The organism is Pseudomonas sp. GM50, from assembly GCF_000282375.1.
Lineage (GTDB): Bacteria > Pseudomonadota > Gammaproteobacteria > Pseudomonadales > Pseudomonadaceae > Aquipseudomonas.
This window is the reverse complement of the sequence record NZ_AKJK01000138.1, coordinates 1-25,223: the sequence shown is the minus strand read 5'-3', so window position 1 is coordinate 25,223 and position 25,223 is coordinate 1. Positions and strand designations below refer to the sequence as shown.

General features: G+C 56.9%; 25 protein-coding genes and 1 tRNA gene. 8 read left to right on the top strand and 18 right to left on the bottom strand.

The window, feature by feature from the left end; all coding sequences use genetic code 11:
- The first annotated feature begins 258 nt into the window (after positions 1-258).
- The 3 genes from PMI30_RS01660 (at position 259) to PMI30_RS01665 (ending at position 2,433) form a co-directional block, all read left to right on the top strand.
- Entirely contained in the window at positions 259-1,143 is an 885-nt protein-coding gene (locus PMI30_RS01660) for an alpha/beta fold hydrolase (protein ID WP_007898567.1), read from the top strand.
- A 161-nt stretch (positions 1,144-1,304) separates the two neighbouring features.
- Positions 1,305-1,378: transfer RNA gene (locus PMI30_RS0130015), tRNA-Gly, on the top strand.
- 494 nt (positions 1,379-1,872) lie between these two features.
- Entirely contained in the window at positions 1,873-2,433 is a 561-nt protein-coding gene (locus PMI30_RS01665) for a hypothetical protein (RefSeq protein WP_008014802.1), read from the top strand.
- Between the two features lie 31 nt (positions 2,434-2,464).
- On the opposite strand, the gene PMI30_RS01670 is transcribed toward PMI30_RS01665, so the two are convergent.
- Genes PMI30_RS01670 through PMI30_RS01690 form a run of 5 tightly spaced genes read right to left on the bottom strand, consistent with a single transcriptional unit; the run spans position 2,465 to position 7,497 of the window.
- The gene (locus PMI30_RS01670) at positions 2,465-2,782 is read right to left on the bottom strand and encodes a cytochrome C oxidase subunit IV family protein (protein WP_008014800.1); all 318 of its coding nucleotides are present in this window, start codon (positions 2,780-2,782) and stop codon (positions 2,465-2,467) included.
- Positions 2,783-2,795: 13 nt separating this feature from the next.
- Positions 2,796-3,509: a heme-copper oxidase subunit III family protein gene (locus tag PMI30_RS01675; protein WP_008014797.1), complete on the bottom strand. Its 714-nt coding sequence runs from the start codon at positions 3,507-3,509 to the stop codon at positions 2,796-2,798.
- A 6-nt stretch (positions 3,510-3,515) separates the two neighbouring features.
- Positions 3,516-4,208, bottom strand: coding sequence for a cytochrome c oxidase subunit 3 (locus PMI30_RS01680; protein ID WP_008014796.1), 693 nt, complete (start codon positions 4,206-4,208; stop codon positions 3,516-3,518).
- Positions 4,205-5,980, bottom strand: a complete 1,776-nt coding sequence (ctaD, locus tag PMI30_RS01685; protein ID WP_008014793.1) for a cytochrome c oxidase subunit I — start codon at positions 5,978-5,980, stop codon at positions 4,205-4,207. The genes PMI30_RS01680 and ctaD overlap by 4 nt, the downstream gene beginning before the upstream one ends.
- 50 nt (positions 5,981-6,030) lie before the next feature.
- A complete protein-coding gene (locus PMI30_RS01690) occupies positions 6,031-7,497 on the bottom strand; it encodes a cytochrome c oxidase subunit II (RefSeq protein WP_008014791.1) in 1,467 nt (488 codons plus the stop codon).
- A gap of 377 nt (positions 7,498-7,874) precedes the next feature.
- Between PMI30_RS01690 and PMI30_RS31445 the strand changes: the two genes are divergently transcribed.
- Positions 7,875-8,210 (top strand): hypothetical protein, encoded by a 336-nt coding sequence (locus tag PMI30_RS31445; protein WP_008014789.1) that lies wholly within the window; start codon positions 7,875-7,877, stop codon positions 8,208-8,210.
- A 105-nt stretch (positions 8,211-8,315) separates the two neighbouring features.
- On the opposite strand, the gene PMI30_RS01700 is transcribed toward PMI30_RS31445, so the two are convergent.
- The 3 genes from PMI30_RS01700 to PMI30_RS01710 all read right to left on the bottom strand — a co-directional run bounded on the left by PMI30_RS01700 (position 8,316) and on the right by PMI30_RS01710 (position 11,770).
- Positions 8,316-10,442 (bottom strand): TonB-dependent siderophore receptor, encoded by a 2,127-nt coding sequence (locus tag PMI30_RS01700; protein WP_008014787.1) that lies wholly within the window; start codon positions 10,440-10,442, stop codon positions 8,316-8,318.
- Between the two features lie 161 nt (positions 10,443-10,603).
- Entirely contained in the window at positions 10,604-11,374 is a 771-nt protein-coding gene (tam, locus tag PMI30_RS01705; RefSeq protein ID WP_008014786.1) for a trans-aconitate 2-methyltransferase, read from the bottom strand.
- Positions 11,375-11,440: 66 nt separating this feature from the next.
- The gene (locus PMI30_RS01710) at positions 11,441-11,770 is read right to left on the bottom strand and encodes a YXWGXW repeat-containing protein (protein WP_007903282.1); all 330 of its coding nucleotides are present in this window, start codon (positions 11,768-11,770) and stop codon (positions 11,441-11,443) included.
- A 446-nt stretch (positions 11,771-12,216) separates the two neighbouring features.
- Here PMI30_RS01710 and PMI30_RS01715 point away from each other — a divergent pair, with 446 nt between their 5' ends.
- Together PMI30_RS01715 and PMI30_RS01720 are read left to right on the top strand one after the other, a co-directional pair.
- A complete protein-coding gene (locus PMI30_RS01715) occupies positions 12,217-12,720 on the top strand; it encodes an inclusion body family protein (protein WP_007903283.1) in 504 nt (167 codons plus the stop codon).
- A gap of 124 nt (positions 12,721-12,844) precedes the next feature.
- A complete protein-coding gene (locus PMI30_RS01720; RefSeq protein ID WP_008014783.1) occupies positions 12,845-13,384 on the top strand; it encodes an AidA/PixA family protein in 540 nt (179 codons plus the stop codon).
- Positions 13,385-13,670: 286 nt separating this feature from the next.
- Here the strand turns inward: PMI30_RS01720 and PMI30_RS01725 are convergent, their stop codons facing one another.
- A complete protein-coding gene (locus tag PMI30_RS01725; protein ID WP_008014782.1) occupies positions 13,671-14,756 on the bottom strand; it encodes a type I restriction endonuclease in 1,086 nt (361 codons plus the stop codon).
- A 323-nt stretch (positions 14,757-15,079) separates the two neighbouring features.
- Here PMI30_RS01725 and PMI30_RS01730 point away from each other — a divergent pair, with 323 nt between their 5' ends.
- Entirely contained in the window at positions 15,080-15,478 is a 399-nt protein-coding gene (locus PMI30_RS01730; protein ID WP_008014781.1) for a low affinity iron permease family protein, read from the top strand.
- Between the two features lie 56 nt (positions 15,479-15,534).
- Here the strand turns inward: PMI30_RS01730 and PMI30_RS01735 are convergent, their stop codons facing one another.
- The 9 genes from PMI30_RS01735 to PMI30_RS01770 all read right to left on the bottom strand — a co-directional run bounded on the left by PMI30_RS01735 (position 15,535) and on the right by PMI30_RS01770 (position 23,952).
- On the bottom strand, positions 15,535-16,038 hold the full coding sequence (locus PMI30_RS01735) for a DUF4142 domain-containing protein (RefSeq protein ID WP_008014779.1): 504 nt from the start codon (positions 16,036-16,038) through the stop codon (positions 15,535-15,537).
- 73 nt (positions 16,039-16,111) lie between these two features.
- Positions 16,112-16,267: a KGG domain-containing protein gene (locus PMI30_RS32000; protein ID WP_008014777.1), complete on the bottom strand. Its 156-nt coding sequence runs from the start codon at positions 16,265-16,267 to the stop codon at positions 16,112-16,114.
- A 116-nt stretch (positions 16,268-16,383) separates the two neighbouring features.
- Positions 16,384-17,730: a sensor domain-containing protein gene (locus tag PMI30_RS01740; protein ID WP_008014775.1), complete on the bottom strand. Its 1,347-nt coding sequence runs from the start codon at positions 17,728-17,730 to the stop codon at positions 16,384-16,386.
- A gap of 103 nt (positions 17,731-17,833) precedes the next feature.
- Positions 17,834-18,472: a LysE family translocator gene (locus PMI30_RS01745; RefSeq protein ID WP_008014773.1), complete on the bottom strand. Its 639-nt coding sequence runs from the start codon at positions 18,470-18,472 to the stop codon at positions 17,834-17,836.
- A gap of 64 nt (positions 18,473-18,536) precedes the next feature.
- Positions 18,537-18,953, bottom strand: a complete 417-nt coding sequence (gene fos / locus PMI30_RS01750) for a fosfomycin resistance glutathione transferase (protein WP_032836297.1) — start codon at positions 18,951-18,953, stop codon at positions 18,537-18,539.
- Positions 18,954-19,165: 212 nt separating this feature from the next.
- Entirely contained in the window at positions 19,166-20,497 is a 1,332-nt protein-coding gene (locus PMI30_RS01755; protein WP_008014768.1) for an MFS transporter, read from the bottom strand.
- Positions 20,498-20,685: 188 nt separating this feature from the next.
- Positions 20,686-21,612 (bottom strand): hydroxymethylglutaryl-CoA lyase, encoded by a 927-nt coding sequence (locus PMI30_RS01760; RefSeq protein WP_008014766.1) that lies wholly within the window; start codon positions 21,610-21,612, stop codon positions 20,686-20,688.
- On the bottom strand, positions 21,609-22,802 hold the full coding sequence (locus PMI30_RS01765) for a CaiB/BaiF CoA transferase family protein (protein ID WP_008014764.1): 1,194 nt from the start codon (positions 22,800-22,802) through the stop codon (positions 21,609-21,611). Before PMI30_RS01765 ends, PMI30_RS01760 begins: the two co-directional genes overlap by 4 nt.
- A 241-nt stretch (positions 22,803-23,043) precedes the next feature.
- Positions 23,044-23,952 carry a LysR family transcriptional regulator gene (locus PMI30_RS01770; protein ID WP_008014763.1) on the bottom strand — a complete coding sequence of 303 codons (909 nt, stop codon included), beginning with the start codon at positions 23,950-23,952 and terminating at the stop codon, positions 23,044-23,046.
- Positions 23,953-24,168: 216 nt separating this feature from the next.
- Between PMI30_RS01770 and PMI30_RS01775 the strand changes: the two genes are divergently transcribed.
- Positions 24,169-25,223, top strand: a 1,055-nt coding sequence (locus PMI30_RS01775; protein ID WP_008014760.1) for an MFS transporter, incomplete at its 3' end; no start/stop codon positions are given.

Genomic DNA, 25,223 nt, shown 5'->3' with positions numbered 1-25,223 from the left:
GACGTGACCCCTGCTTGAATCAGGACGTCGGCGCGAAACGTGACCGACGAGTCACAAAACTACTCTAAGAAACTTTTTGCCGGCAGAGAACCCTCAGGTTCCGCCTTCCCCCGGCAAACTGCCCGCTTATAACAATACCCGTCGACCAGCCAGCAATGGATCGACATGGGCCTTCAAAATTCCAGGCGTATGCCTACCTGTCACAAAGCTCGTGCAATCTGATTTGCGCGCATACCCGCTTGCCAGGAGTCTTATGACATGAGGCCAGAAATCGCTGTGCTGGATATACAGGGTCAGTATCGGGTTTACACGGAGTTCTATCGCGCAGACGCCGCAGAGAAGACCATCATTCTGGTCAACGGCTCGATGTCCACGACTGCGTCGTTTGCCCAAACCGTGAAAAACCTTTATCCGCAGTTCAATGTGGTGTGCTACGACCAGCCCTACGCGGGCAAGTCGAAGGCCCACAACCTGCATGAGAAGATGCTGACCAAGGAAATCGAAGGGCAGATCCTCCTGGAGCTGATCGACCACTTCGCCGCCGAACACGTGCTGTCGTTTTCCTTTGGTGGCGCCGCCACGCTCGTCGCCCTGGCCCAACGGCCACGGCGCATCGAAAAGGCCGTGATCAGCTCGTTCTCGCCGGTGGTCAACGAGCACATGCTCGACTACCTTGAGCGCGGCGTCGATTATCTCGGCAGCCGGGACGGTAACCGGGTCGGTGACTTGGTGAACAGCACCATCGGCAAACACCTGCCCTCGCTGTTCAAGCGTTTCAACTACCGTCACGTCAGTTCGTTGGCCGAACATGAATACGGGCAGATGCACTTTCACATCAGCGACGTGCTCAACAGTGATCGCAACTGCTATCTGAATGCGGCAAAGAAAATCAACGTGCCGGTGCTGTTCATGAACGGCGAATGGGACGAGTACACCGCCGCCGCCGATGCCAGGCTGTTCGCCGGCCACGTGCAGCACAGCACCTTCAGCACCCTTCAGGCCACCGGCCACTTTCTCGACATGGAGCACAAAGCCGCCTGCCGAGACAGCCGCAACGCACTGCTGGGCTTCCTGAAACCGGCGCAACACGAAAGCCGACCGCGCTACCACTACGTCCAGGACCAGCATGCATTGGCAATCTGAAACAGAGTCATCGCGAGCAAGCCCATTCCAGTAGGAGCGAGGCTTGCCCGCGAATGACCGCAATGCGGTCTCTGCTTTCGTTTCACCCGTGCTAAAGCCATCGCGCGCAAAGAAAAACTTCATTTTCACGCCGACATCTGGTACAAAGTCAGCCGCTCTGAGCGGGTGTCGTATAATGGCATTACTCCAGCTTCCCAAGCTGATAACGAGGGTTCGATTCCCTTCACCCGCTCCAATCGAATTTTTGTCTCACGTCGGTTTTTGACGGGAGATGCAGGTAAAGAAAAACCGGCCTCGATGGCCGGTTTTTTTGTGTCTGGGATTTGGTGGAATGGGCTCTGAGACATCCCCCAATTTTCGTCCATTATCCGCTGATCGATGAGCGCGACTACTCAAGTCCGTTAGCGTTTTTTTCAGAAAACACGGATTTATTATCAAATTTCATCAAGCGTTAGCATTTTCATAGCGTTTGGGATTCCTCTACGAATGGCTGACAGGGGAACGTCTGGATGTGGCGCTGCAATGCAGAACTCGTCGGCGCACGCCAAGCCCCAATGCTGCCCTCCAGTCCTTGACGCCTCCCGCCCCGCAAACTAGCGAATGCTATACTTCCTACGAATTGCATCAAGCGTGCAGCGTTCCCCACGTGCACAGACATCGACTGCAAATCTCAGTTAACGGCTGCAGGACAAGGGAGGTCTACAGCCAGCACGAGATGGGAGGTGTGGCATGAATCGGCACTATTACATCAGTGACAATCTCGACGATCTCGAGGCCGTTGAAAATGAACTGGAAGCCAACGGCATCAATACCGAACAAATTCATGTGCTCAGTGAACAAGTGGCTGATGTTGAAGAACATCACCTCCACGAGGTTAACTCGTTGATGAAACAGGATGTTGTTCACTCTGGCGAGATTGGTGCGTTGATCGGCGTGCCACTCGCGGCGCTGGTCCTTGGCGGCGCCTATTGGATGGGCTGGACCGAATCCGCCGCAGGCTGGGTGCCTTTTATCTTCCTGGCCATTGTTGTATTTGGCTTCTGCATCTGGGAAGGCGGCTTTTTTGGTATCCAGGTGCCGAACGCTCACTTCCGCAGTTTTAAACAGATGGTAGAAGAGGGAAAACATATCTTCTTCGTGGATGTTGAACCGAATCAGGAATCGGTATTGGACCAGGTAATCGAACACCATCCAACGCTGAAGACCGCCGGCACGGGAACTGCAGCCCCTCACTGGACAGTGGCCTGGCAGCACAAATGGCATCAGTTCAAGCGAGTGATATCAGGTTAGCCCTGAAGACTCATGGCCATCTGGAAGCTGCTTATTGGCCGAAGGAAATGACCCGGCTGAGGAAAACATAGTCCGCCTCGGTGGCCATCAGTCCGACGAGCACCAGTAAACATAACGGTGGCACCAATATGGCGTAGACCATGGCCAACCGTTCCCAGGCCATATGCATGAAGATGGAGACAATCAAACCTACCTTCAACAACATGAAAGTGATAATCAGGGACCACCGAAGGTAGCCATGGAAGTGGAAATAGTCGACAAGGTACGACAGCGTGCTGAGGACGAATAACAGCCCCCAGATTTTAAGGTACAAGCTGATTGGATGTTGCTGACCCTGAGCATGTGCCATCACCCGTGCTCCTCTACCATAAATAGAAGAATGCAAAAATAAACACCCACACCAAATCCACGAAGTGCCAGTAAAGCCCGGCTATCTCGACGTTTTGATAGTTTCCGGAGCGCTCATAATCTCCCCGCAATACTTTCATCGCCACAATGCTGAGGTAGATGGCGCCGATTGACACATGCAGTCCGTGGAAACCTGTAATCATGAAAAAGCTGGCACCAAATTGCGCCGCCCCCATGGGGTTCCCCCAAGGACGCACCCCTTCTGCGATAAGTTTGCTCCATTCAAATGCCTGCATGCCGACGAAGGTCACACCCAAGGCCGCGGTCGCCAGCATCAGCGCAGTGGTTTTCGCGCGATCACGGCGATAGGCGAAATTAACGGCCATGGCCATGGTGCCGCTGCTACTGATCAGCACAAAGGTCATGATCGCGATCAGAATAAGCGGGATCTCTCTACCGCCAATCGTCAACGCGAACACTTCACTGGGGTTCGGCCAGGCGGTGGTGATGGTCATGCGTACCGACATGTAGCCGGTTAAAAAACAGGTGAATATGAACGTATCGCTGAGCAGGAATATCCACATCATCGCCTTGCCCCAAGGGACCTGCTTGAAGGCCTCTCTATCCGAGGACCAGTCGCTGGCGATGCCCTGCCATCCCGGTGCAGGCGGTGAGTCTGGTGGATTGGATGAACTGGATTCGACTGGGGCAAGTGGGGGCGATGCCATGGCTTTTCACCTCAGGCCGCAGAATCTGGCGATCGCTTCATAGGTTTGCGGCGTGCTGGCCAGCAAAGCGAATAGTACGAACCAAAGACCCAGTAAGTAGTGCCAATAGGTGGTACAGAGTTCTACGCTGACGCGCAGTTGCGGCAACGGCACGCGACGCAGGAATTTAGCGACGATTATGCTCCAGGCTATCAGCCCGCCCAGCAGGTGGAGCCCGTGCAGGCCGGTCAACAGGTAGAAGAAACTGTTGGCCGGATTGCTGGCGACAAAGTAGCCCCAGGCCACAAACTGCTGCCAGACCCAGAGTTGCCCCACCAGAAAGGCAATGGCAAATACGCCCCCCAATGCAAAACCAATGACCGTAGCGTCCAGCCGAGCCTTCCGGGCAGCCATACGCGACCACTGCAGTGCGATGCAACTGAATACCAGAAAAGCCGAATTCAGCCATAGCTGCCAGAGGTTGGCTAACGGCGCCAAGGGGTCTGTCAGGGGGAGCCAGTCAGCCATTTGTGAGCGGGCAATAAAGGCGAAAAGGAAGAGAAAGAATAACGAACTCACCACAACCAGAAACAAGCGCAGGCCCACTCTTGCGATTTGGCCTCTATCGGCACCCTCGGGGGCCTGGATACCTTCAGGGTCGCGACTCCAACTGCCGCCGGGGTCAGCGCCGTCGGCGTTTCTCAATAGCAGCCTTTTCATGTTTTAACGTCCGCTATCTTGGTTCCGGCACTCAGTTGCCGCATCTGCTCCAGCTCCTCGGCGGAGACCGTTTGCGGAACGAAATCCTGCTCTATCCCCGGCACACTGTAGTCATAGGCCCAGCGATGCACGACCGGCAGCTTCGCCCCCCAGTTACCGTGTATCGGCGGGGTATTCGGCGTTTGCCATTCCAGACTGGCCGCACCCCAGGGATTACTGCCTGCGGGCTTGCCCTTGAATGCACTCCAGGCCAGGTTGAACAGGAACAGCAACTGGGAAACGCCGACGGTCAATGCGATCACCGTAATGAAGGCATTCAACTCTTGCGCCGACTGCGGGATGAACGCGTAGTTTTCATAGGCGTAGTAGCGGCGTGGCATGCCCTGAAAACCCAGGTAGTGCATGGGGAAGAAGATGGCGTAGGTGCCCAGAAAGGTAATCCAGAAATGCAGCTTGCCCAGGGTGTCGTTCAACATGCGCCCGGTGACTTTCGGGAACCAATGATAAATGCCGCCGAACACCACCAGTACCGGTGCGACCCCCATGACCATATGAAAATGGGCGACGACGAAATAGGTGTCCGAAAGCGGAATATCCACAATCACATTGCCGAGAAACAACCCGGTCAGCCCGCCGACCAGGAAGGTGACGATAAAGGCCAGGGCAAACAGCATCGGCACGGTCAGATGGATGTCGCCGCGCCACAGGGTCAGCACCCAGTTGTAGACTTTCAGTGCGGTCGGCACTGCGATGATCAAGGTGGTGACGGCGAAGAAAAAGCCAAAGTACGGATTCATTCCGCTGACATACATATGGTGCGCCCAGACCACAAAGCTGAGTACGCCAATCGCAATAATGGCCCACACCATCATTCGGTAGCCGAAGATATTTTTACGCGCATGCGTGCTGATCAAGTCGGAGACCAGACCAAACGCAGGGAGAGCAACGATGTAGACCTCCGGGTGGCCGAAGAACCAGAACAGGTGCTGAAACAATATCGGGCTGCCACCCTGATGATCGAGCTGCTGCCCCAGCGAGACCATCGCCGGCATAAAGAAGCTGGTGCCCAATAGCTTGTCAAACAGCATCATGACCGCACTGACAAACAACGCAGGGAAAGCCAGCAAGGCCATGATCGAGGCCATGAAGATTCCCCATACGGAGAGCGGCATGCGAAACAATGTCATGCCGTGCGTGCGCGCCTGCAACACCGTGGTGACGTAGTTCAACCCGCCCATGGTGGCCGCGACAATAAAAATCGCCAGTGAGACGAGCATCAGGACGATGCCCCACTCGACCCCCGGTGTCCCCTGAGAAATGGACTGCGGCGGATAGAGCGTCCAGCCCGAACCGGTGGGACCGCCAGGAACAAAGAAACTGGAGAGCAACACCACTACCGCTACCAGGTAGAACCAGTAACTCAGCATGTTGACGTAGGGGAAGACCATGTCGCGGGCGCCCACCATCAGCGGGATCAGATAGTTACCGAAGCCACCCAGAAACAAGGCCGTCAGCAAGTAAATGACCATGATCATGCCGTGCATGGTCATCGCCTGATAGTAAGCACTGGCGTCCATGAACTCCAAAGCGCCGGGGAAGCCAATCTGTATGCGCATCAAGCCGGACAACACCACGGCGATAACGCCCACGAATATAGCCGTCAAGGAATACTGAATGGCTATGACCTTGTGGTCCTGACTCCAGATATATTTGGTCAGGAAGCTTTTGGGCTCGTGTAGTGCTTCTGTTTCGGCTTGCTCCGCATAGGCCATCACGTCATCCTCCTGTTCGAAGTTTCGGTGCATTCCTGGCTGCTTTACGGCTACTTCCCTGGCTCCGCCTTGCTCGCATCAGCGTCGGCATTCGCTTTGGATTTGATAAATGCGATCAGTGCGTTCAACTCCTGATCACTCGGGGTAAAGGCCGGCATGACGGCGGCATAGCCTTTGACGATTTTGGCGCCGGGATTAAGAATCGAATCCTTTATATAGCCCTCATCGGCCTTGATACTCGTACCGTCGGCAAGGGTTACGGCCTCGCCATACAGGCCCTGCCAGCTGGGGCCGACGCCCTTGCTGCCATCGACACTGTGGCAGGCCAGACAGCCGAGCGACTCGGCCAGCCGCTGCCCCTGCGTCGCCACGTCGTCACCTCTGTCCATCTTTTCGCTGGCAGAAGGTTCTTGCTGCGCGGCACCCAGTGATTTGATCAGGGCGACGACAGCACCCAGTTCATCTCCAGTGAGAGTATAGGCCACCATGACTGGCGGGTAGCCCTGTACCAGGCGGGCCTTCGGATCGAGGATCGACTCTTTCAGGTAGGCCTCATCGACCAGTGCACGGGTGCCATCGGCAAACTGTTCAGTGCGGCCGTAAAGCCCCTTCCATCCCGGGCCGAGACTGCTACTGCCATCCTGGCTATGGCAGGCACCACAGCCGTATTTTTCGACCAACAAGCGACCTTTTTCCAACACGCTGTCCTGACTGGGTTTGGCAGCTGTCGTTAATGTCTGCGCAAAAGTCGGTTGGCTGTTCAGCCATTGATCGAAGGCGCCCTGCTCTTCCACGATCATCTGGCCGCGCATGTTGTAATGACCTACACCACAATATTCAGCACAAAGGATTTCATATTTCCCGGTTTTAGTCGGCGTAAACCAAAAGTACGACACCATCCCCGGCACCATGTCCATCTTGCTGCGAATTTGCGGGATATAAAAATTGTGCAGCACATCTTTAGAGCGCAGTAAAACTTTCACTGGCTGATCGAGCGGAAGGCGAACTTCATTGCTCTTTATAAGCACATCGTCCTGCCCGACAGGATCCTTGGGATCAAGGCCGAGGGGATTGGTGAAATCAACAAACTTGATATCCGATTTACCCAGCTTCCCGTCCTGGCCGGCAAAACGAAAGGCCCACTGCCACTGCTGGGCGACCACTTCGAGTTCATAAGCATTTTTCGGCACATTGATGAAATCACTGTAAACCACCAGGCCTGGCGCCAACATCGCGGCAATCCCTATAGAGGTCACGATAATCAACCATGTTTCCAGTTTTTTACTTTCTGGCTGGTAGTGCGCCCTGGCACCCTCCTTGTGACGATAACGCATCACGGCTACCGCCATAAATACGGTGATGGCGATGAAAAATATTCCGCTAATGATCAGGGTGATGAACAGGGTGGTGTCTATGGATCCCCAGTTGGAGGCTGCCGGTGTCGCATGCCAAGGCGCTAGTAGATGGAACAACACTGATGCAATAACGATTAGTATCAAGATAATTGCTATTGCCATTTTCTCTTCATCCTATTCCTGTTGTTCACTGGTTATGCAAACGCATCGCCACTGACGTCCAAGCAGGGCAGACAAGTACCATCCATTCCGACGGTAAAGTCAGCAGGAAGTATAGTGCATGGACGGAACACGTGCTTTTTCTGAAAAACCTGCTGATCAGATATTCCAATTCGAACATTAAGTTAATCGTTTAAAGCTATTCGCTACATACAACTATGGACATTCAGCGTTACGTCTCTCGGGACTAAATGGGCGTAGCGAATTGGCGCTCCCAGCTATACTCAATTCTGATGGCGATGGCAGAATCGGCCAGAAGCGGATGGCTTGAGAAGAGACAAGAGCTATAGAGTCCAGCAGTCCACGATGGAGGTTTCGTCATGAGTAACCTGACGATCGAAGGCTGGTGCAAACCCAGCGGCGCCCCAAAGTCCACCCCGGTGGGTGAGATCAGCTTTGATGTCGATGGCCCCCTCCATCTGCGTCTGGAGGAAGCTGAAGAACGCCTACAGAAGACCCATGAGCCTGAAGCCATGGTTGATGTCGACATGAGTTCAATGGATTTGGTCTTGCCAGAGGGATACGACCCCTTGTCCGACTGCCAAATGCGCGTCTACTTGCAGCACGGGCGCGGTCAGTTCCATTTGGTCGGGCATCGAGCGAGCGATGGAAGCTTGATCTATACCAACGCGGTTTTGATTGATCAGTTGCTTTAGCAGCACCCCGAAGCATCCGCTTGGAAATAAAAATGCCAGTCAGCCTGACTGGCATTCCGCTTGAAGGGGAGCGCGTGTTGCTCGCAAGGATGCCTTGAAGATCGGCTAGAGCGTGTAAGAAATACCGACCTGAACGGTTCTCGGCTCACCAGGGTAGGCATAGACATTGCCAAAGGCGCCCTCTTCATAGTCACGGTCGAACAGGTTCTTCACATCGAGATTGAGCCTGACCTTGTCATTGACCTTGTAGAAGCCGAGCAGATCGACAACGGTGTAACTGCCCATCGAAAACGCCGTATTAGCGGTCTGGCCCGCACGCTCATCGACGTACTTACCCCCCACACCCAAGCCTAGCCCTTTGAAAGTGCCATCCTGGAACTCGTAGACGTTGAGCAGGCTGAAACTGTTCTGCGGAATGTTCATCAGCCGGGTTCCCGACTGGATCACATTGTCCTTGGTGACCTCGGCATCGACATAGGCATAGCCGCCAATCACTCGCCATTCTGGAGTCAGATTGCCGGCCACGTTCAGATCAAAGCCACGGCTGCGCACCTCACCGGCCGCTACGCTGAATGTAGAGTCCACAGGATCGGTAGTGAGGACGTTGCGTTTTTCAATCTGGTATATCGCCGCGTCAACACTCAACTGGCGATCCAGGGCTTCCCATTTGATCCCCATCTCATAAGACTTGCCCTTTTCCGGGTCAAAACCTCCGCCCTGACGGCTGGCCCCCGTATTGGGTTTGAAGGAGCGCGCTGCATCGGCATACACCGCTACAGAATCGGTAAGATCGTAAATCACCCCAAGACGCGGCGTCACCGCATTGTCGCTCGCAGCCCAGCTCCTGCCACCCGGCACAAAAGTTTCGTAGTCGTGCTCAAAGCGCTCGAAACGGGCGCCCGCCAGGACTTTTAAACGCTCGGTCAACGCCACCTGATCCTGAACGAAGGCTGCGTATGTCTTGAGGTTTTCCTTGTCGTTGGTCGGGGTACGGGTCAAGGCTGGACGAGGCTGGCCGTACACCGGATTGAAGAGGTCGATCGAATAGGCGCCGACCGCTCCGCTGGAGCGCTGGATGATGGACTTGTAGTCATAATCCTCATACTCGACACCGGTCAACAGCGTGTGCTCGAAGCCGCCCGTGGAGAAATGCCCGGTGAGGTTCAGTTGAGTGTCTTTATCCGTCCACTCCAGCTTGCGGTAGCTGAAGTTACGACCCAACGTGCGCCCATCAGCGGCAACACCATTGGCTTCAATTGCGTTGCCCTGCAAGGTGCCATCGATCCATTGAAAACCACCACCCAATGTCCAGTTATCGCTTAGCAGGTGCTCGAACCGCAGCTGCGCCATGTTGTTGTCGTTGTGTAATTTGCCCGCATCTTTTTCACCGAAGAAGGTGTCACGAGACGCTGTGCCAATTTGATTCGAATAGCGCGTCAGACCGCGGTCCAGAGGGTGATTGTTGCGCATGAAGTCGCCCTCGAAAATCACCTTGGTGTCGTCGTTGGCCTGCCAGGAAAGAACCGGCGTCACACCATAACGTTCGGTTTCGACATGATCACGGAAGGTTTCCCCGCCCTCGCCCACCACATTCAGGCGATACGCCAGACGACCTTCTTCGTCGAGCGGGCCAGAGGCATCCAGCGTACCGCGCTGCATACCCTGGTCGTCGAGCTGACTCCCCAGAGTGACGGAGCGCTCAGCCAGCGGTTGCTTGGAGACCACGTTAAACGTGCCACCCGGGTCGCCTCGACCGTAGAGCATGGTCGCTGGGCCGCGCAGTACCTCCAGCCGCTCGATGGTGTTTGCGTCAGGCATGTTCGGATAACCACGGTTGATTGGAAAACCGTTGCGATAAAACTCTCCGGTGGTAAATCCACGCACCGTGAAGGTGGTCAGCCCCTGACCACCGAAGTTGTTGGCCCGTCCCACTCCGCCGGCATAATCGAGTGCGTCCTGAAGGCGAGTAGCACCGATGTCCTCTACAACATCCTTGGACACCACACTAATGGACTGTGGCGTTTCGTGAATCGCAGTGTCGGTTCGTGTCGCACTGGCCGACCGCGTTGCGTGATACCCCTTCACCGGCCCTTGTGCTGTTTCATAGTCCGTCGTACCGATGATGTCGGTCGCTTGCAACTCCAGACTGGTCTTTTCCGTAGCGGCTTGCTCTGCCCATGTAGACGGAGAAAACGCCTGGAGCACACAGATAGAAAACAGAGTACGACGCATTGATGATGAACCTTGGTGGAGAGGCCAAATGAGACGGCATACGTGCCAATAATTTGCGGCGCATGATATACCGTATCGTTAGCCTTTGATACGTATTCGCATTTGAATACTTTCACGAAACCCACCAATGGGACAATCGACCAAGCGTGTCCCTTTGTTCGTCAGCGCGTCGCCACCATGAACAACCGCGGAAACGGCAACAGTACCGAGCCATCGCTCAGCGCCGGATAGGCCTGCTCGATCGCCGTCAGATACTGCTTGAGATACTGCATCCGCTCCGCTTCATTCAGCGGCTCAAGGAAAGGCCGTAAACCGCTGCCCTTGAACCACTCGACCACGCCCGACGCGCCGGCCGCGAGTGGATGGTAGTAAGTGGTGCGCCATACATCGACGCGGGTGCAGTGGGCACGCAGCATCGAGTAGTAACCACCCGCATCCTCCATTTCCGTTCGCAGGCCTGCGGCCCTCGCCAGTTTCTCAGCCCAAGGGCCGTTCGCTGCGACCTCGCGCATCAACCTGTGCGACGGTTCGTTGAGGTTGTCGGGCATCTGAATCGCCAGGCTGCCGCCGGGCGCGAGCCTGGCCACCAATGACGGCAGCAACCGGGCGTGATCGGGCAGCCACTGCAACACGGCGTTGGCGAAAATCACGTCGAACGGGCCGGTCTCGTTCCAGGCATCAATGTCTGCAGTGTCGAAACGCAGGTGAGGCAAGCGCTTGCGAGCGGCCTCGATCATATCGGGTGAACTGTCCACCCCTCGCACCGCGGCATTGGGAAAGCGCTGCACCAGCAACTCGGTGGAATTACCCGGGCCGCAACCGATGTCGATTGCCGATTGGACGTCCACCGGGGGGATGGCAGCCAGCAAGTCACGCGCCGGGCGCGTGCGTTCATCTTCAAACGCTACGTATTGTTTGGCGGACCAACTCATATCGCTCTCCTGTCGGAGGTTGTAGCCGGAGGCAGACAACCGGTTCGCTACGATACATTGACCGCGTCAGTTAACCCACGCCCCCACCCGCCAATGCCAGCCATCGTTACGTTGCTCCCAGTGCGGATGCACATAACGATACCCCGGTCGTTCCGGGACCCAATGGCCATGAACCGCGACATAACGCCCACCTTCCCAACGCCAGTACCCTCTGGACCAGAGATAACCCGGCCGCCCCGCAGGCTCTACCTCAACCACGCGTTCCGGTGGCGGCTGCGGTGCGATGATTTCAACATATTCACGCTGCACCGGACGCCGGTCATGAACAACCCGTTCCTGCACACAACCCGCAGCGGCAACCACCACCGCCAGCAACACCATGTAACGTAACAACATGCCGCCTCCTCAGGCTTGAAAGCCAAATCGAGTGAATCAGCAAAAAAAACAGCCCCCTTTTCTAACCATGCTCCTGCCTGGCTCATGACTCTTTTAACAGGCCTTGTCTGTCTATTGCCTGAACCCGGATCACTTGACGACTGAAAAACACAGGGATCTGAATGAGCCTTTTCTTATCGCAAAATCATTGAAAGCCATAACCAAAAGGACCGTTCGTCGACCGAAGAGCAAAGCGATTTTGACAGCATAGAAATGGCATCTATAGTCCTAGTCGCGGCCTGTTGGAAGGAACCCAACCCGTCATTTCAAGGCAAGGAGCAAGGCCAGCTCGTACCCCGTGATCGAGTGGGTTCCCCAGTAGTGTGTTCGCAACGGCCGCAAGGCAAACAAGCGTTGTCGTGCCTGGTAGGTAGCCAGGTAATCACTATGTTCAAAGGAGCTTTACTATGTCTCGAGTCACGGATGTACTTGTTTCGATCGACACCGAAACCATTCTGAAAAACTACCCGAACATCAGCAAAAACCCTGCTGCGCCGACGATGATCGACGTCAATCATGTATACATGGTGACCAATCAGAACAACGTGGTGAGTGGCCAGGCCGGTGGCGAACTCAACTTGAAAGCTCAGGTAGGCGATTTGATTCGCTGGCGTGAAGCCAGCCTGTCGCTGGGCTTCGAGCAAGCAGTGATTTTCTACAAGTTCGTCGGTAACGCAGGCAACGAGTTGATCTCTACGCCCACGCCACGCAAGGCTACCGCCTCCTTTGCAGTCCCTAACACCAGCAATCCGTCGGTGCCCAGCTGCCAGAAAGTCGATAACCATTACTGGTCTTCGGAAACCCTTGCTTGCGGCAGCGTGACCTATCACTTCCAGTTTCTGATCGTGAATCGCGACTGCCAGATCATCGGCTGCTGCACGTGGGATCCGTTCATTACCATCCGTAACTGATGCTGGGCCGGGCCCCTTGGCAACGAGGGGCCTACCGGGCTCGTTGCCGCCTCGGCTGGAACAGGATGTCTCGCTTGAACCGAAGCGGTTACCGTTTTGCGTCAACATCATGAAAGGATCCATGATGACTTCCGAACCGATTAGCTCCCCTTCGGCGGGCGCCGTGATAGCCAGTAGTGTGCTTCTGATTGTCGATGCCGAATCGTTGCTTTCACGCTATCCGCAACCCAGTCTTGAATCGCAGAACCCGACGGTGATTGAAGATGGTTTCATCTTCCCCGTGACTAGTAGCACGACGACACAAAATGCTGAAAATGACAGTAAAATAACGCTGACCGCCAGCAACGGAAAGGTCTTCCATATTCGCGGCAGAACCGTCAGCCTGCTGACCGAACATACGGTGGTATTTCACGACCTGACGGTGGACGACGCCGGGGTTCTTTCGCCGCCCAAACTGATCGTTCACAGCGACCAGACAGTCCCCGCGCCCGACCCCGCCAACCCGACCCAGCCTGGCAGCCATAGCGCCGATGATCACTATTGGGAATGTTCGCAACTGAGCACGGGCGTGACAGCCTGCGAACTGAACTTCATGCTGATCAACCAGCGCTGTGAAGCGGTGGGGTACTTCAGCTGGAAGACTGAGGTGACGCTGTCGGCGTGAATGGATATGCACAAAAAAACCGGCATCAAGGGCCTGATGCCGGCCAGTTAAGTGAAGTCTCGTCAGACATAAGACCTGTGGCGAGGGGGCTTGCCCCCGTTGGACTGCGAAGCAGTCCTAAAACCTGCACTCTCGTTCTGCCAGGCACATCGCATGCATCGGGTTTGCGACTGCTTCGCAGCCGAACGGGGGCAAGCCCCCTCGCCACAGGTTCTCCACTGGCATGTCCTTTTCTTAACTGACTGGCATTAGCCTCAAGGGGCCGGTTCTTTGTATGCTGTTTAGGTCAGTCGTAGTATCCAACTGTCTTCTTCAAGTGATCCGAATAATCGTAAATCTCATCAACCGAGCCAATCGGATGCCGCGTTTCATTTTTTTCTTCGTCAAAAATCCCAATGTACTTTTGTGAACGATTGAAATGAAGGCGACAAATCGGCTTGCGATTGTTGTCATCGAGCAAGATCCCAAAATAGCTTTGCGTATCACGCTGCACTATCCGTTTGGCGTCCACAACCGAACGAACTACCGCACGGACAATGTGATAACCCTCCAATTCTTCCAGGGTCGTCAGCACTTTATCCTCTGATTCGTCACGCTGATCTGCCGGATCACTGCCGCCGGCAGGAACCGATCTCGATGCCAGCGCAGGCTGAATGGCACCACTCATAGCTGATTTGAGTCGGTCATTGATCTGATCATTGAGAAACTGCACGACTGCTTTTCTCGTCAGCTCGTGAAACTGCTCACGGACTTTCTGAGTTATGACCCCGTCGTACACTCGGGAGGCGAAGACTTTTACAAAGTCGTCATCAGGTTTGATGACCTGCGAAGCAATGACCTTTTTGATCTGACTGACGTACTTCAGCTCACCTGCAGCATTGATGATCGAATCCACGTCGAATGCAGACTTGGTGAGCTTGATCAATTCGGGGACGGAGTACTCATCGATATCCAGAAGATCGAGTTCAAGAAACGGTTTCTCATCCATCTTGTTGGGCGCATCCAGGTCGGTGAAGAATTTATAGACCTGGCCGTTAGTGAGGATAGAGATTCGAGCGCTGGTGACATGGAAATAGCGAAATAGCTGGGAGGCGTGATTGATGTGCAGCGACTCGCCTATTTTTTTGCACTCGATGAGGATCTGTACCTCTCCTTCCTTCATGATTGCGTAGTCAATTTTTTCTCCTTTTTTCGTTCCGATATCGCAAACGAATTCTGGAGTCACCTCACTCGGATCAAAGACATCGTAGCCCAGCACCGTACTGATGAAAGGCATGACGAAAGCATTCTTGGTCGCCTCCTCCGTCTGAATTGCTGCGCTTTGCAAACGAACCTTGGCGGCTAGGCTTGCTAACTTCTCAAAGAATTCCATGAGTGACCTCTTACTTGGTTTCGATCCGTGTGTTTGCATGCTGGCAAATTGACCACCATTTGATACTAGACACAAACCGGCACAAAGAAAGATTCCAACCAAAGATTCCAGACGCGGCAAGCCATAGACCCCATTCCGATGAAGAGCGCGATCGATCAACTCCCTTGGCAGTAGAAATGGTCGCGACCTTCTCGCCCCCGAGCGACGAGCACTGACAGAGGCTTCAGCACACCAGCCTTCCATCCCGCAGCCAATATTCAGCAGAATTTTCGTTATGCCCGTGCTGTCTGAAAATCAGGCGCATCCCTACGAGGAACACGGCAATGAAATTCGCAAATATTGCACAGAAACTATCCCTGTGGGCCGGCCTGCCCCGGACATTTCTGGGGGCGATCGTTCTGATCTTCCTGTGGGGTTTGAGCGGGCCGATTTTTCATTTCAACGATACCTGGCAGCTGATCATCAACACCTCGACCACCATCATCACCTTCCTGATGGTGTTCCTGATCCAGAACACCCAGAACCGCGACACGGACATTTTGCACTTGAAGATCGATGAGTTATTGCGGGTAACGAAAGAAGCGCAGAACGCGATGCTGGGGCTCGAATCGCTGGATCTCAAACAGTTGGAAGAGTTGAGAAAGAAGTATCGCCACCTTGGCGAGGGTGAAACGATTTCCCTGGACGGCACTGTCGTCCCTGAAACAAAGAATCAGGATTGAATGAATGTCGATCCATGCCCCGCGGGTGACCGGCGACGTCACCCGCGCCATTGGTGCTAGCGACTGGCTTGCAGGGCCCTGGCCATTTGCAGGTGGTTTTGCAGCTTGGGCAGGGTTTCTTCGGCGAACGCTTTGATTTGCGGCACGTCCGTGGTCTGCGCTTGTTGTTGAAGCTGCTCGATGGTCTCTTGGGTGGTTTTCACCTGACTGGCAGCGTACGCCTGATCGAACGACGCATCGTCCTTCACCTCCGGTATCAAGGCTTTGGCCTTGTCCATCACCTCTTCGCGTGGCGCGACCGGTAAATCGAGTTGCTTGGCAATTTTCGCCAGATGCTGATTGGCGGTGGTGAGGTCGTTGATCACCACGATGGTGTAATCCTTGACCTCTTTGGATTCGGTTTTCTGGTGCGCCAGGCGACTGGCTTCGATGTCGGCCATGCCTTTGGCCGACGCTTCGTTGATGAATTCCGCGGCGGACTGGGCTAAGGCACTGTTGGCAAACAGCCCCAATAAAGTGACAAAACTGGCATTGCATAAACGGGTGGCCATCCGGCTCATGGTCGCGCCCTCCTTCTTTGAAAATTCAAACGGGAGCTTACGCCCCCGTCTTTTAATAAAACCACCTTCACTACTACCGGGATTTCTGACCACCTTTGCGGCCCATGCCGCCTTTCGCGGAGTCTTTATCAACGGTCGTCGTGGTGGTTTTCCCACCTTTGCGACCGGCTTCAGACGCCTTCGTTCGATCGTGGGCACTACCCGGACTCGGATTTTTTGAAGTAGGCATGGTTTTCATCCTCTTGATGATGAGAGCAGCGAGCAGCCGCCCGCATAGAATAAGAATTTCCATCATCAAAAAGGTTTAAAAAACCTGGCAACGCTGCGACGAACGGTGACGGACTTTCAGACCCCGAGACGCAGGTGATGCTGGCGCTTTGCGGCGTACATTGCCTCATCGGCATGCCTGAACAGCTGGTTTTCTTCAGTGCCATGCTCGGGGTATCGCGCGACGCCGATGCTCGGTTGGATGTTCAGGTTGTGCCCGTCCAGGCGCAGGGGCTGAACCAGCACCTGGCGGATTTTTCCCGCCACATTCTCGGCATCTTCCGCGGCGTGGATGCTGTGCAATAACACGACAAATTCATCACCACCGATACGCGCTACGGTGTCGGTTTCGCGCACGCAGCCCTTGAGCCGATTGGCGACCGCTTGCAACAGCATGTCGCCGACCGCATGACCGAGGGTGTCGTTGACTTGCTTGAAGCGGTCGAGGTCGACGTAGAGCAACGCCATTCTACCGGAGTCTGTTCGGGCCAGCGCCAGCGAGGCTTTGAGGCGATCGCGCAGCAATTCGCGATTGGGTAACTGAGTCAATTGGTCGTACTGGGCCATGCGCTGGAGCCGGGCATGCAATTGCTTGCGCTCGATAGCGGTCGCAACCTGGGCGCAAACATACTGCAGCAGCTCTTTGTCTTGCTCGGTGTAACGCTCGCCGCCCGGTACGCTTTTAACGATCAACGCGCCAATGGTGCCGTTCTGCGAACTCAATGGCACGCCCAGCCAGCAGGGCGAATCCTGGCCCGCGACCAGTGCCGCAAACCCCGCCGGCGGATTGTCCTGATCCGGGGTCAGCAGAATCGGCAAGCCGCTGCGAATGACTTCACTGCAAAGACGCCCGGTCACAGTCCCGGGCTCGGGTTGCGGTTCACGGTCGTCGACGTGATAGGGAAAATTCAGCTGCGCGCAGTGCTCGTCATACAGCGCCACGGAGAAATTCAACGCCGGGAGCCATTCGCCGATGATCGAATGGATGCGTTTGAACAGCGCCAGCAGATCTTCCGCCGCGTGGGCCGCCTCGGAGATTGCGTACAGCGCCGCTTGTCGGGACTCGGCCTGTTTGCGCTCAGTGATGTCGTGGGCCACGGCAATGCGCAATTGATCGACTTCCGACCAGCGCGCCGACCAGAGAATGTGCGCCACCCGGCCGTCCTTGCGCAGGTAACGATTTTCAAAGTTGAGCTTGGGCTCGCCCCCCATGATTTCCCGCGCGGCGTCGAGGGTGCGCTGTCGGTCAGCGGGATGTACCAGATCGATCATCGGCTGGCCGATCAGCTCGTCGGGGGTGTAACCGAAAATGCGCTCGCAGGCCGCGCTGACAAATACGAAGCGACCTTGTTTGTCCACCGCACAGACGGCGTCCAGCAAGAGGTCGATGTAACTCGCCAGTGGCGCTGAATTTCTGGTTGCCATGGTGCAGAGAGCGTGTCCGGACAATCCAACATTGAACAACCTTCCCTGACCGGTCATACGCCCGAGCGATGACTGTGCAGCCGACGCTTCCCTGCGATCAGCCTCAAGCCTTGTTCGTCACCAGCCCCGGCAGCGCATGCACCAGGGCGTTGATGGCAAAACCGATGAACATTACCCCGCACAACCGAGTGATCGCCAGTTCATGACGCTGATACAACGTGCGTACCTGACGCGCGCCGACGATGCTTATGAGAATAGCGTAGGCCAAAAGGCCACCAACGAAGCTCAGGATGATCAACCATGGCAGCATCGACCAATGCAACAATTCTGCACGGCTGGACAGCAGCGCAGTAAAGGTCGCCACTGCCACCGGATAAGCCTTGGGGTTGGTCAGGCCGAACATGATGCCGTGCCAGAACGGCTGCCGCGCCGGGCCTTGAGGTGCTTCGGCACTGCCGCGACGAGCACGAACCGCGCGCAGGCCTAGCCAGAACAGGTAGAGCCCGCTGAGTACGCCCAACACATCGAACGCGGTGCTGCCGATTTCCCGCGCACCGACAATCGCGATCAGCGCCGTGCTGCACCAGACCACGTCGCCCAGCAAATGCCCACACAGAAACCCCGCTCCGGCCCGCCGCCCGCGCGCCGCGCCGATGCCGAACACCGCCAGCACACCCGGCCCCGGCGTGATGCCATAAATGAAGCCCGAGGCGAGAACGGCCATTAGCAGCGATGGAGTCATGGGAATTCCTGTTGAAACGCCGGATGAATGGACGCAAGTCTATCCCAGGACCCTGAGCATCGACTCACAGATCGTCGAAGAACTTCATCCCCGCATACGGCCGTTGCCGACACGCCGCCAGCCGCGACGCCAGATTCCCGACATGCGCTTCAAGCTTGTGCCCGTCCGGGTCGAGAAAATAGAACGATGCGCCTTCGCTGCGGTTGTCCCGCCATTCCCGCACGTTGGCGGATCGCAGGCGTTCGACGAACAACGGGAAGTCCGTAGCGCCGATACTGAAGGCGTAATGAGTGTAGTCAGCAGCGGGCGCGGATTCGCGTAGCGGATCGAGAGAAAGGCACAACCACAGACCAGGTAGTGAGAGATAGGCGCCGGTGTCCCAAGTGGCTTCAAGCTGAAGTTGCAGCAGATCGCGATAGAACGCCACGCTGCGGTTCAGGTCGGTGACGGCGAGGGTCAGGTGGTTGAGGCCGGTTAGCATGGGTTTCGTAACCTTGAGGCTGGTTTCGACCGGAGCGTACAACTTAAACGTCCTTGAGCGTAGAACCCCTAGGGCTTTGTTGACCGTGAGTCAGTCATCGCGAGCAGGCTCGCTCCCACATTGAATGCGTCGGGCACAGGATTTGTGTCCGACGCCACCCCCTTGTGGGAGCGAGCCTGAACGCGATGGTGTCCGGTCCAACACCGCAAATTTCAGAACTTATCGAGCGTGCGCAGCTTCTGCGGCAATCCCCACAACAGCAATGCAGCAGCGATCAGCGCGGCGACGCCGATGACGTACAGGGCCGGGGTAGTACTGCCGGTCAAATCCTTGATCCGCCCGACCATGACCGGGCTGACGATCCCACCGAACTGGCCAAGAGTATTGATCACCGCGATCCCGCCTGCGGCACCTGCACCAGCCCCGGCCAGCAGTTTCGGCGGCAGGGTCCAGAAGCTCGGGATGGACGCGATGATCCCGGCACCGAGCAAGCCCAGGGCGACAATCAGGAAGGTCGTGTGATTGGCGAAGATCCCCGCACAGAAGAACCCCACCGCTCCTACCGCGACTAAACCGGCGACAAACTTGCGCCGCTCGCCGGTGGCATCGGACAACCGCCCGATCACCACCATGCTGATGGCACCGCAGATGTAGGGGATGGCGGTCAGCAAGCCGATCATCACCGGGCTCTCGGTGCCGGCACTGCGGATCAGTTGCGGCGCCCAGAAGTTCAAGCCGTAGGACGCCACCTGAATCAGAAAGTAGATCAGCCCCAACGTCAGGAAACCCGGAATCCGCAACGCCGCCAGCAAGGAGCCGCCGCTCTTGTGCGGCTCATGGTGAGCAATACGACTGGCGAGCAGCGTCTTCTCTGACGGCGTCAGCCAATGGGCGTCTTCTATGCGGTCCTTGAGCAAGGTCAGCACCAACAAACCGAGGCCGATGCAAGGCACGCCACCGAGCAGAAACAGCCAATGCCAGCCGCGCATGTCAAGGAAGCCATCAAGGTGTTGCAGCACCAGCCCGGAGAACGGTGCGCCAACCAGCCCGGCAAACGCCGACGCGAGAAACAGCATCGAAGTGATGCGCCCGCGATAGTGCTGCGGGAACCACAGCGTCAGGTAATACAGCACACCGGGGGCGAAACCCGCTTCCATCGCACCGATCACGAAGCGCAAAGCGTAGAACTGCCATTCGCTGTTGACGAAGACCATGGCCGCCGTGGCGATACCCCAGGACATCATGATCCGGGCGATCCAGCGCCGGGCGCCGACCTTGTAGAGCATCATGTTGCTCGGTACTTCGAAGATCACGTAACCCACTACAAATAGCCCGGCGCCGAGGCCGTAAGCGGTGTCGCTCAGGCTCAGGTCAGCCTGCAACTGGAACTTGGCGAAGCTGATGTTGATGCGGTCGAAAAACGCAAACAGGTAGCAGACCATGATCAGCGGCATCAGTCGCCAGGCGACTTTGCGCACCAGGGCTTTTTCGGCGTCGTGGCTAACGGACGGGCTCGCGCCCGCCTCCAGTACATTGAGGCTCATAGTGTTTCTCCAGATGGACTTCACGAGGGAGTCCCGATTGTTTTTGTTGTCTGGCTGAGGTGTTCAGTGAACGCGCTTTTTTGTAGGAGCGAGGCTTGCCCGCGAAGGCGGTTTGTCAGCCTCCATCAATGCTCAATGGCAGACCGCTTTCGCGGGCAAGCCTCGCTCCTACAGGGTTTGTGGCAGGTTCATGACGGTGTCGGGTGCAGGTCGCAATTGCGTCCGGCCTTGGCGAGTTGCCCGGGTACTTCGTGGCACAACAACGCGGGCAACCCTCGGGACAGCTTCAGCAACAGCGGCAGATCGATGCTGGTGTGAATACCGACTTCATCGCACAGGTTGACCAGATCTTCCGTGCAGATATTGCCCGAGGCACCCGGCGCAAACGGGCAACCGCCAAGGCCGCCGAGGGCCGCATCGAAACGACGGGCACCGGCCTCGTAGGCGGCCAGGACGTTGCACAAACCGAGGCCGCGAGTGTTATGGAAATGCAGGGTCAGATCCGCTGGCGAAACCCGCTGCAAGACTCTGCGCACCAAGCGATCGACCTGACGCGGATTAGCCATGCCAGTGGTGTCGGCCAGGGTAATGCCCTGGATCCCGAGTTCCTGATACGCCTCGACGATTTGCAGCACCCGGTCCTCATCGATCCTGCCTTCGAACGGGCAACCGAAGGTCGTGGCGATGCTGCCGTTGAGCCGCACCTGGGTGCTGCGAGCGAATTCGACGATCTCGCCAAACGCCGCCAATGACGCCTCGCAGCGCATCCGCATATTCGCCAGGTTATGGGTCTGGCTGGCGGACATCACCAGGTTCAGCTCATCGGCCCCCGAATCCAGTGCTCGTTGTGCGCCTTTGAGGTTGGGGATCAATGCGACATAGATCACGCCCGGCCGTCGGGCGATGCCCTTGAACACTTGCTCGCCATCGCGCAACGCTGGAATGGCCTTGGGCGAAACGAACGAGCCTGCTTCGATGCGGCTGAACCCCGCCAGCGACAACTGATCGATCAGTGCAATCTTGTCGACGGTTTCGACCCAGGTCGGCTCGATCTGCAAGCCGTCACGCGGGGAGACTTCCTGAACGATCAGCCTCTGGGAATAATCAGTGATCATTGCACCACCCCTTCAGCTTTCAGCCGTTCGATGTCCTGGTCAGTCAGGCCCAGCCCCGCGAGGATGCCGTTGGTGTGCTGACCCAGACTCGGCCCCGACCAGTTCACGCCACCTGGGGTCTCGGACATTTTCGGTACGACGCCCGGCATCTTCACCGTGGCGCCGCCGGGCAATTCGGCGTTGAGCAGCATACCCCGCGCCTGGTAATGCGGATCGGCAACGATGTCGGCTACCGAGTAGATGCGCCCGGCCGGAACTTCGGCAGCTTCCAGTGCAGACAGCACTTCGTCGATAGGCAGGCTGCTGGTCCAGTGAGTGATGGCAGCGTCGAGCACATTACTTTTGGCGGCGCGGCCATCGTTATGCGCAAACTCCGGTGCTTCGGCCAGGTCGACCCGGCCAATCACCGTCATCAAGCGTTTATAGATCGGATCGCTGTTACCGGCGATAACCACATAGGCGCCGTCGGCAGTCAGGTAGGTATTGGAGGGCGCGATGCCCGGCAACGCCCCGCCGCTGCGCTCACGAACATGGCCCAGCATGTCGTATTCCGGCACCAGACTTTCCATCACGTTGAACACGCTTTCGGCCAACGACACATCCACCACCTGCCCGCCACCCTGCCCGGTCTTGACTCGCAGCAGCGACATCAGCGCACCGATCACCGCGTGCAGCGAAGCCAGGGAATCACCGAGACTCACGCCCACTCGGGCCGGCGGTGAACCGGGGGTGCCGGTGGTGTAGCGAATCCCGCCCATGGCCTCGCCGATGGCACCGAAACCCGGACGATCACGGTACGGGCCGGTCTGGCCATAACCGGAAATGCGCACCAATGTCAGGTTGGGATTGAGGGCATGCAACACGTCCCAGCCCAGGCCGAGTTTCTCCAGGGCACCAGGGCGCAGGTTTTCGATCAGCACATCAGCGTCGGTCGCCAGTTGCTTGACCAGCTCGATGCCTTCGGGGGATTTCAGATTCAGCGCCAGGGACTTCTTGTTTCGCGATTGCAGGTACCACCACAGCGAAGTGCCTTCGTGCAGCTTGCGCCATTTGCGCAGGGGATCGCCCTGGCCCATGGCTTCGATCTTGATCACTTCAGCGCCGAACTCGGCGAGCATGCGTGCGGCGAACGGCGCGGCGATCAGTGTGCCGATCTCGATCACTTTGATTGCACTCAAGGGGGCAGTCATCGCGGGGTACCTCTTGTTCTTGGAATATGAGCCAAGGCTAGAGGACCGAGGGGCAAGGAATCCAACCTTCAGTTGGCAACGACCGTTCGCGAAATGCGAATGCTCGGTAGAAGAATTGCTGCGACCTCAAGTCAGTCTTCGCGAGCAAGCCTCGCTCCTACAGGATTGGCGGCGGGCACACAAATCCCCTGTAGGAGCGAGGCTTGCCCGCGAAGAGGCCCACCCATCCAATAAAGAACGGTCAGGCCTGACGACGCAACTGCTCAAACAACATCCGGCTCACCGGCGACAGCCTCGCTTCATCGCGCACCACCAGTATCAACGCGCGATCCGACCAGTCATCGGTCAGCGGCACCGCGTGCAAACCCAACGCCCGGCCAAACAGTTCGTAGGCTTTTTGCGGCAGGATGCCGATGCCCATGTTGGCCTGGACCATCCGGCACATGGCGTCGAACCCCGGCACATGAATCCGCAGCCTCAGCACCTTGCCGGCCTTGCGCGCGGCCGCATGGGTGCGCATGTTGATGGAACTGGCGGCGTGCAAACCGACGTAATCGCTGTCCAGCGTGTCGGCAAAAGCCAGGGTCGAGCGACTCGCCAGCAGATGATCGGCCGGCATCAACACCATCAGTTTGTCCCGGCGATAAAGAACACTGTGCAGACCTTTGACGTCACTGTCGCTGGAGCAGATCCCGAGGTCCGCCACGCCATCGAGCACGCCCTGAATCACCCCACTGCTGGGGCGTTCTTCGAGGTCGGTCTTGACCTGCGGATGGCGTTCGGAAAAGTCTCGCAAGTCTTCAGGCAGGAACTGAATGATCGCCGACAGATTGGCAAGCATCCGCACATAACCCCGTACACCGTGGCTATGTTCGCCCAGTTCAAGGCCCATTTTTTCGACGTTGAACAGCATCTGCCGGGCATGGTGCAGCAGGGTTTCGCCGGCCGGCGTCAGGGTCATGCCCTTGGCCTGGCGCACGAACAGGCTGATGCCCAGCGCCTCCTCCAATTCCATCAAGCGCTTGCTGGCCGCCGACACCGCGATCGCTTCACGGGCGGCGGCACGGGTCAAGGTGCCTTCTTCGTGGACGGCCACGAACAATTGGAGAGTGATCAGGTCAAGGCGGCGAATCAGGCTTTTTTGCAACATGGGAGGGCTCGATGATTTCGGTTCGACTGAGTCGGCAGGATAGCCCGGTTTCGTTTCGTCCCCGCCATCCAATTGCCCAATGAACAAGACATGCCCCCCTGGAATTCGCCGCGTTGCAGGAAAAACTTCAGGTTAATATCCGCCTCTTTGTCAGTCTCAAACGAACCGAACAATACAGCCGGGACATCGGCTGCTGAAAAACTCAGGGAAGATCAAATGAAGAGCAGCACCACCCTCCTCATCACCTGCTGCACGGTTTTTCTCGCCCAATTGGGCACGAGCATTTATCTGTCGGCACTGCCGGAAATTGCCCGGGATTTAACCGCCGATGCCTCGCAGGTTTCATGGGGGCTGGCGGTGTATCTGATCGGCATGGCGCTGCCGATGCTGTTCTGGGGCAGCCTCGGTCAACGCATTGGCCGCAAACCGGTGCTGCTCGCGGCGCTCGGTATCTATGGGGTGGGTAACCTGGCCCTGCCCTTGGGCCAGACGCTGGAGTCGTTCCTGTTTTTTCGACTGATTCAGGGTGTAGGCGCCAGCGGAATTTCGGTCATGGCCCGGGTGCTGATCCGCGATAGCTTTCGTGGCGACTTGCTGGCCAAGGCGTTGTCCTGGATATCGATTTCCTTTGTGGTGGCGCTGGGTATCGGCCAATACCTGGGGTCGATTATCCAGGTGGCGCTGGGTTGGCCGATGATCTTCTATTTGTTGGGTGGCGTAAGCCTGTTGATGGCGGTGGTGGTGGCCCGACTCACGTTCCCGGTGCTGGCAGCAGAGAACACGCTGTCATCCGCCTGGACGAGCTACTGGCACATTCTGGGTCATCGGGCCTTCCTGTTGCCGGCCCTTGTCGGCGGCTTGGGGTACGGGGTGATCGTCGCATTCAACACCGCGGCGCCGTTGATTCTTCAAGGCCCCTTCAACTGGTCGGCAGTGGAATACGGATTGTTGGGTTGGCCGATCAGCGCGGCCTATTTTCTCGGGGCTGTGGCGGTCAATCGCTTTGTGCTGCGTACCGGTCAGCGCCATCTGATGACGGCAGGCGTTGGGCTGGTATTGGCCGGCAGCGCGGTCATGTTGCTGGGTAGCATCGCCGGTACGTCAATAGCGCTGCTGTTCTGGTTGCCCTATTGTTTTGCGGTGTTTGGCCAGTCGCTGAATTACCCGATCAGCCTGTCCCTGGCCAACGAAGGTTCGCCGGTCGGCGGTGCTTATGCGATGGCATTGAGCGGTTTCATTCACCAACTGATGGCCGCCATTATCGGCGGGAT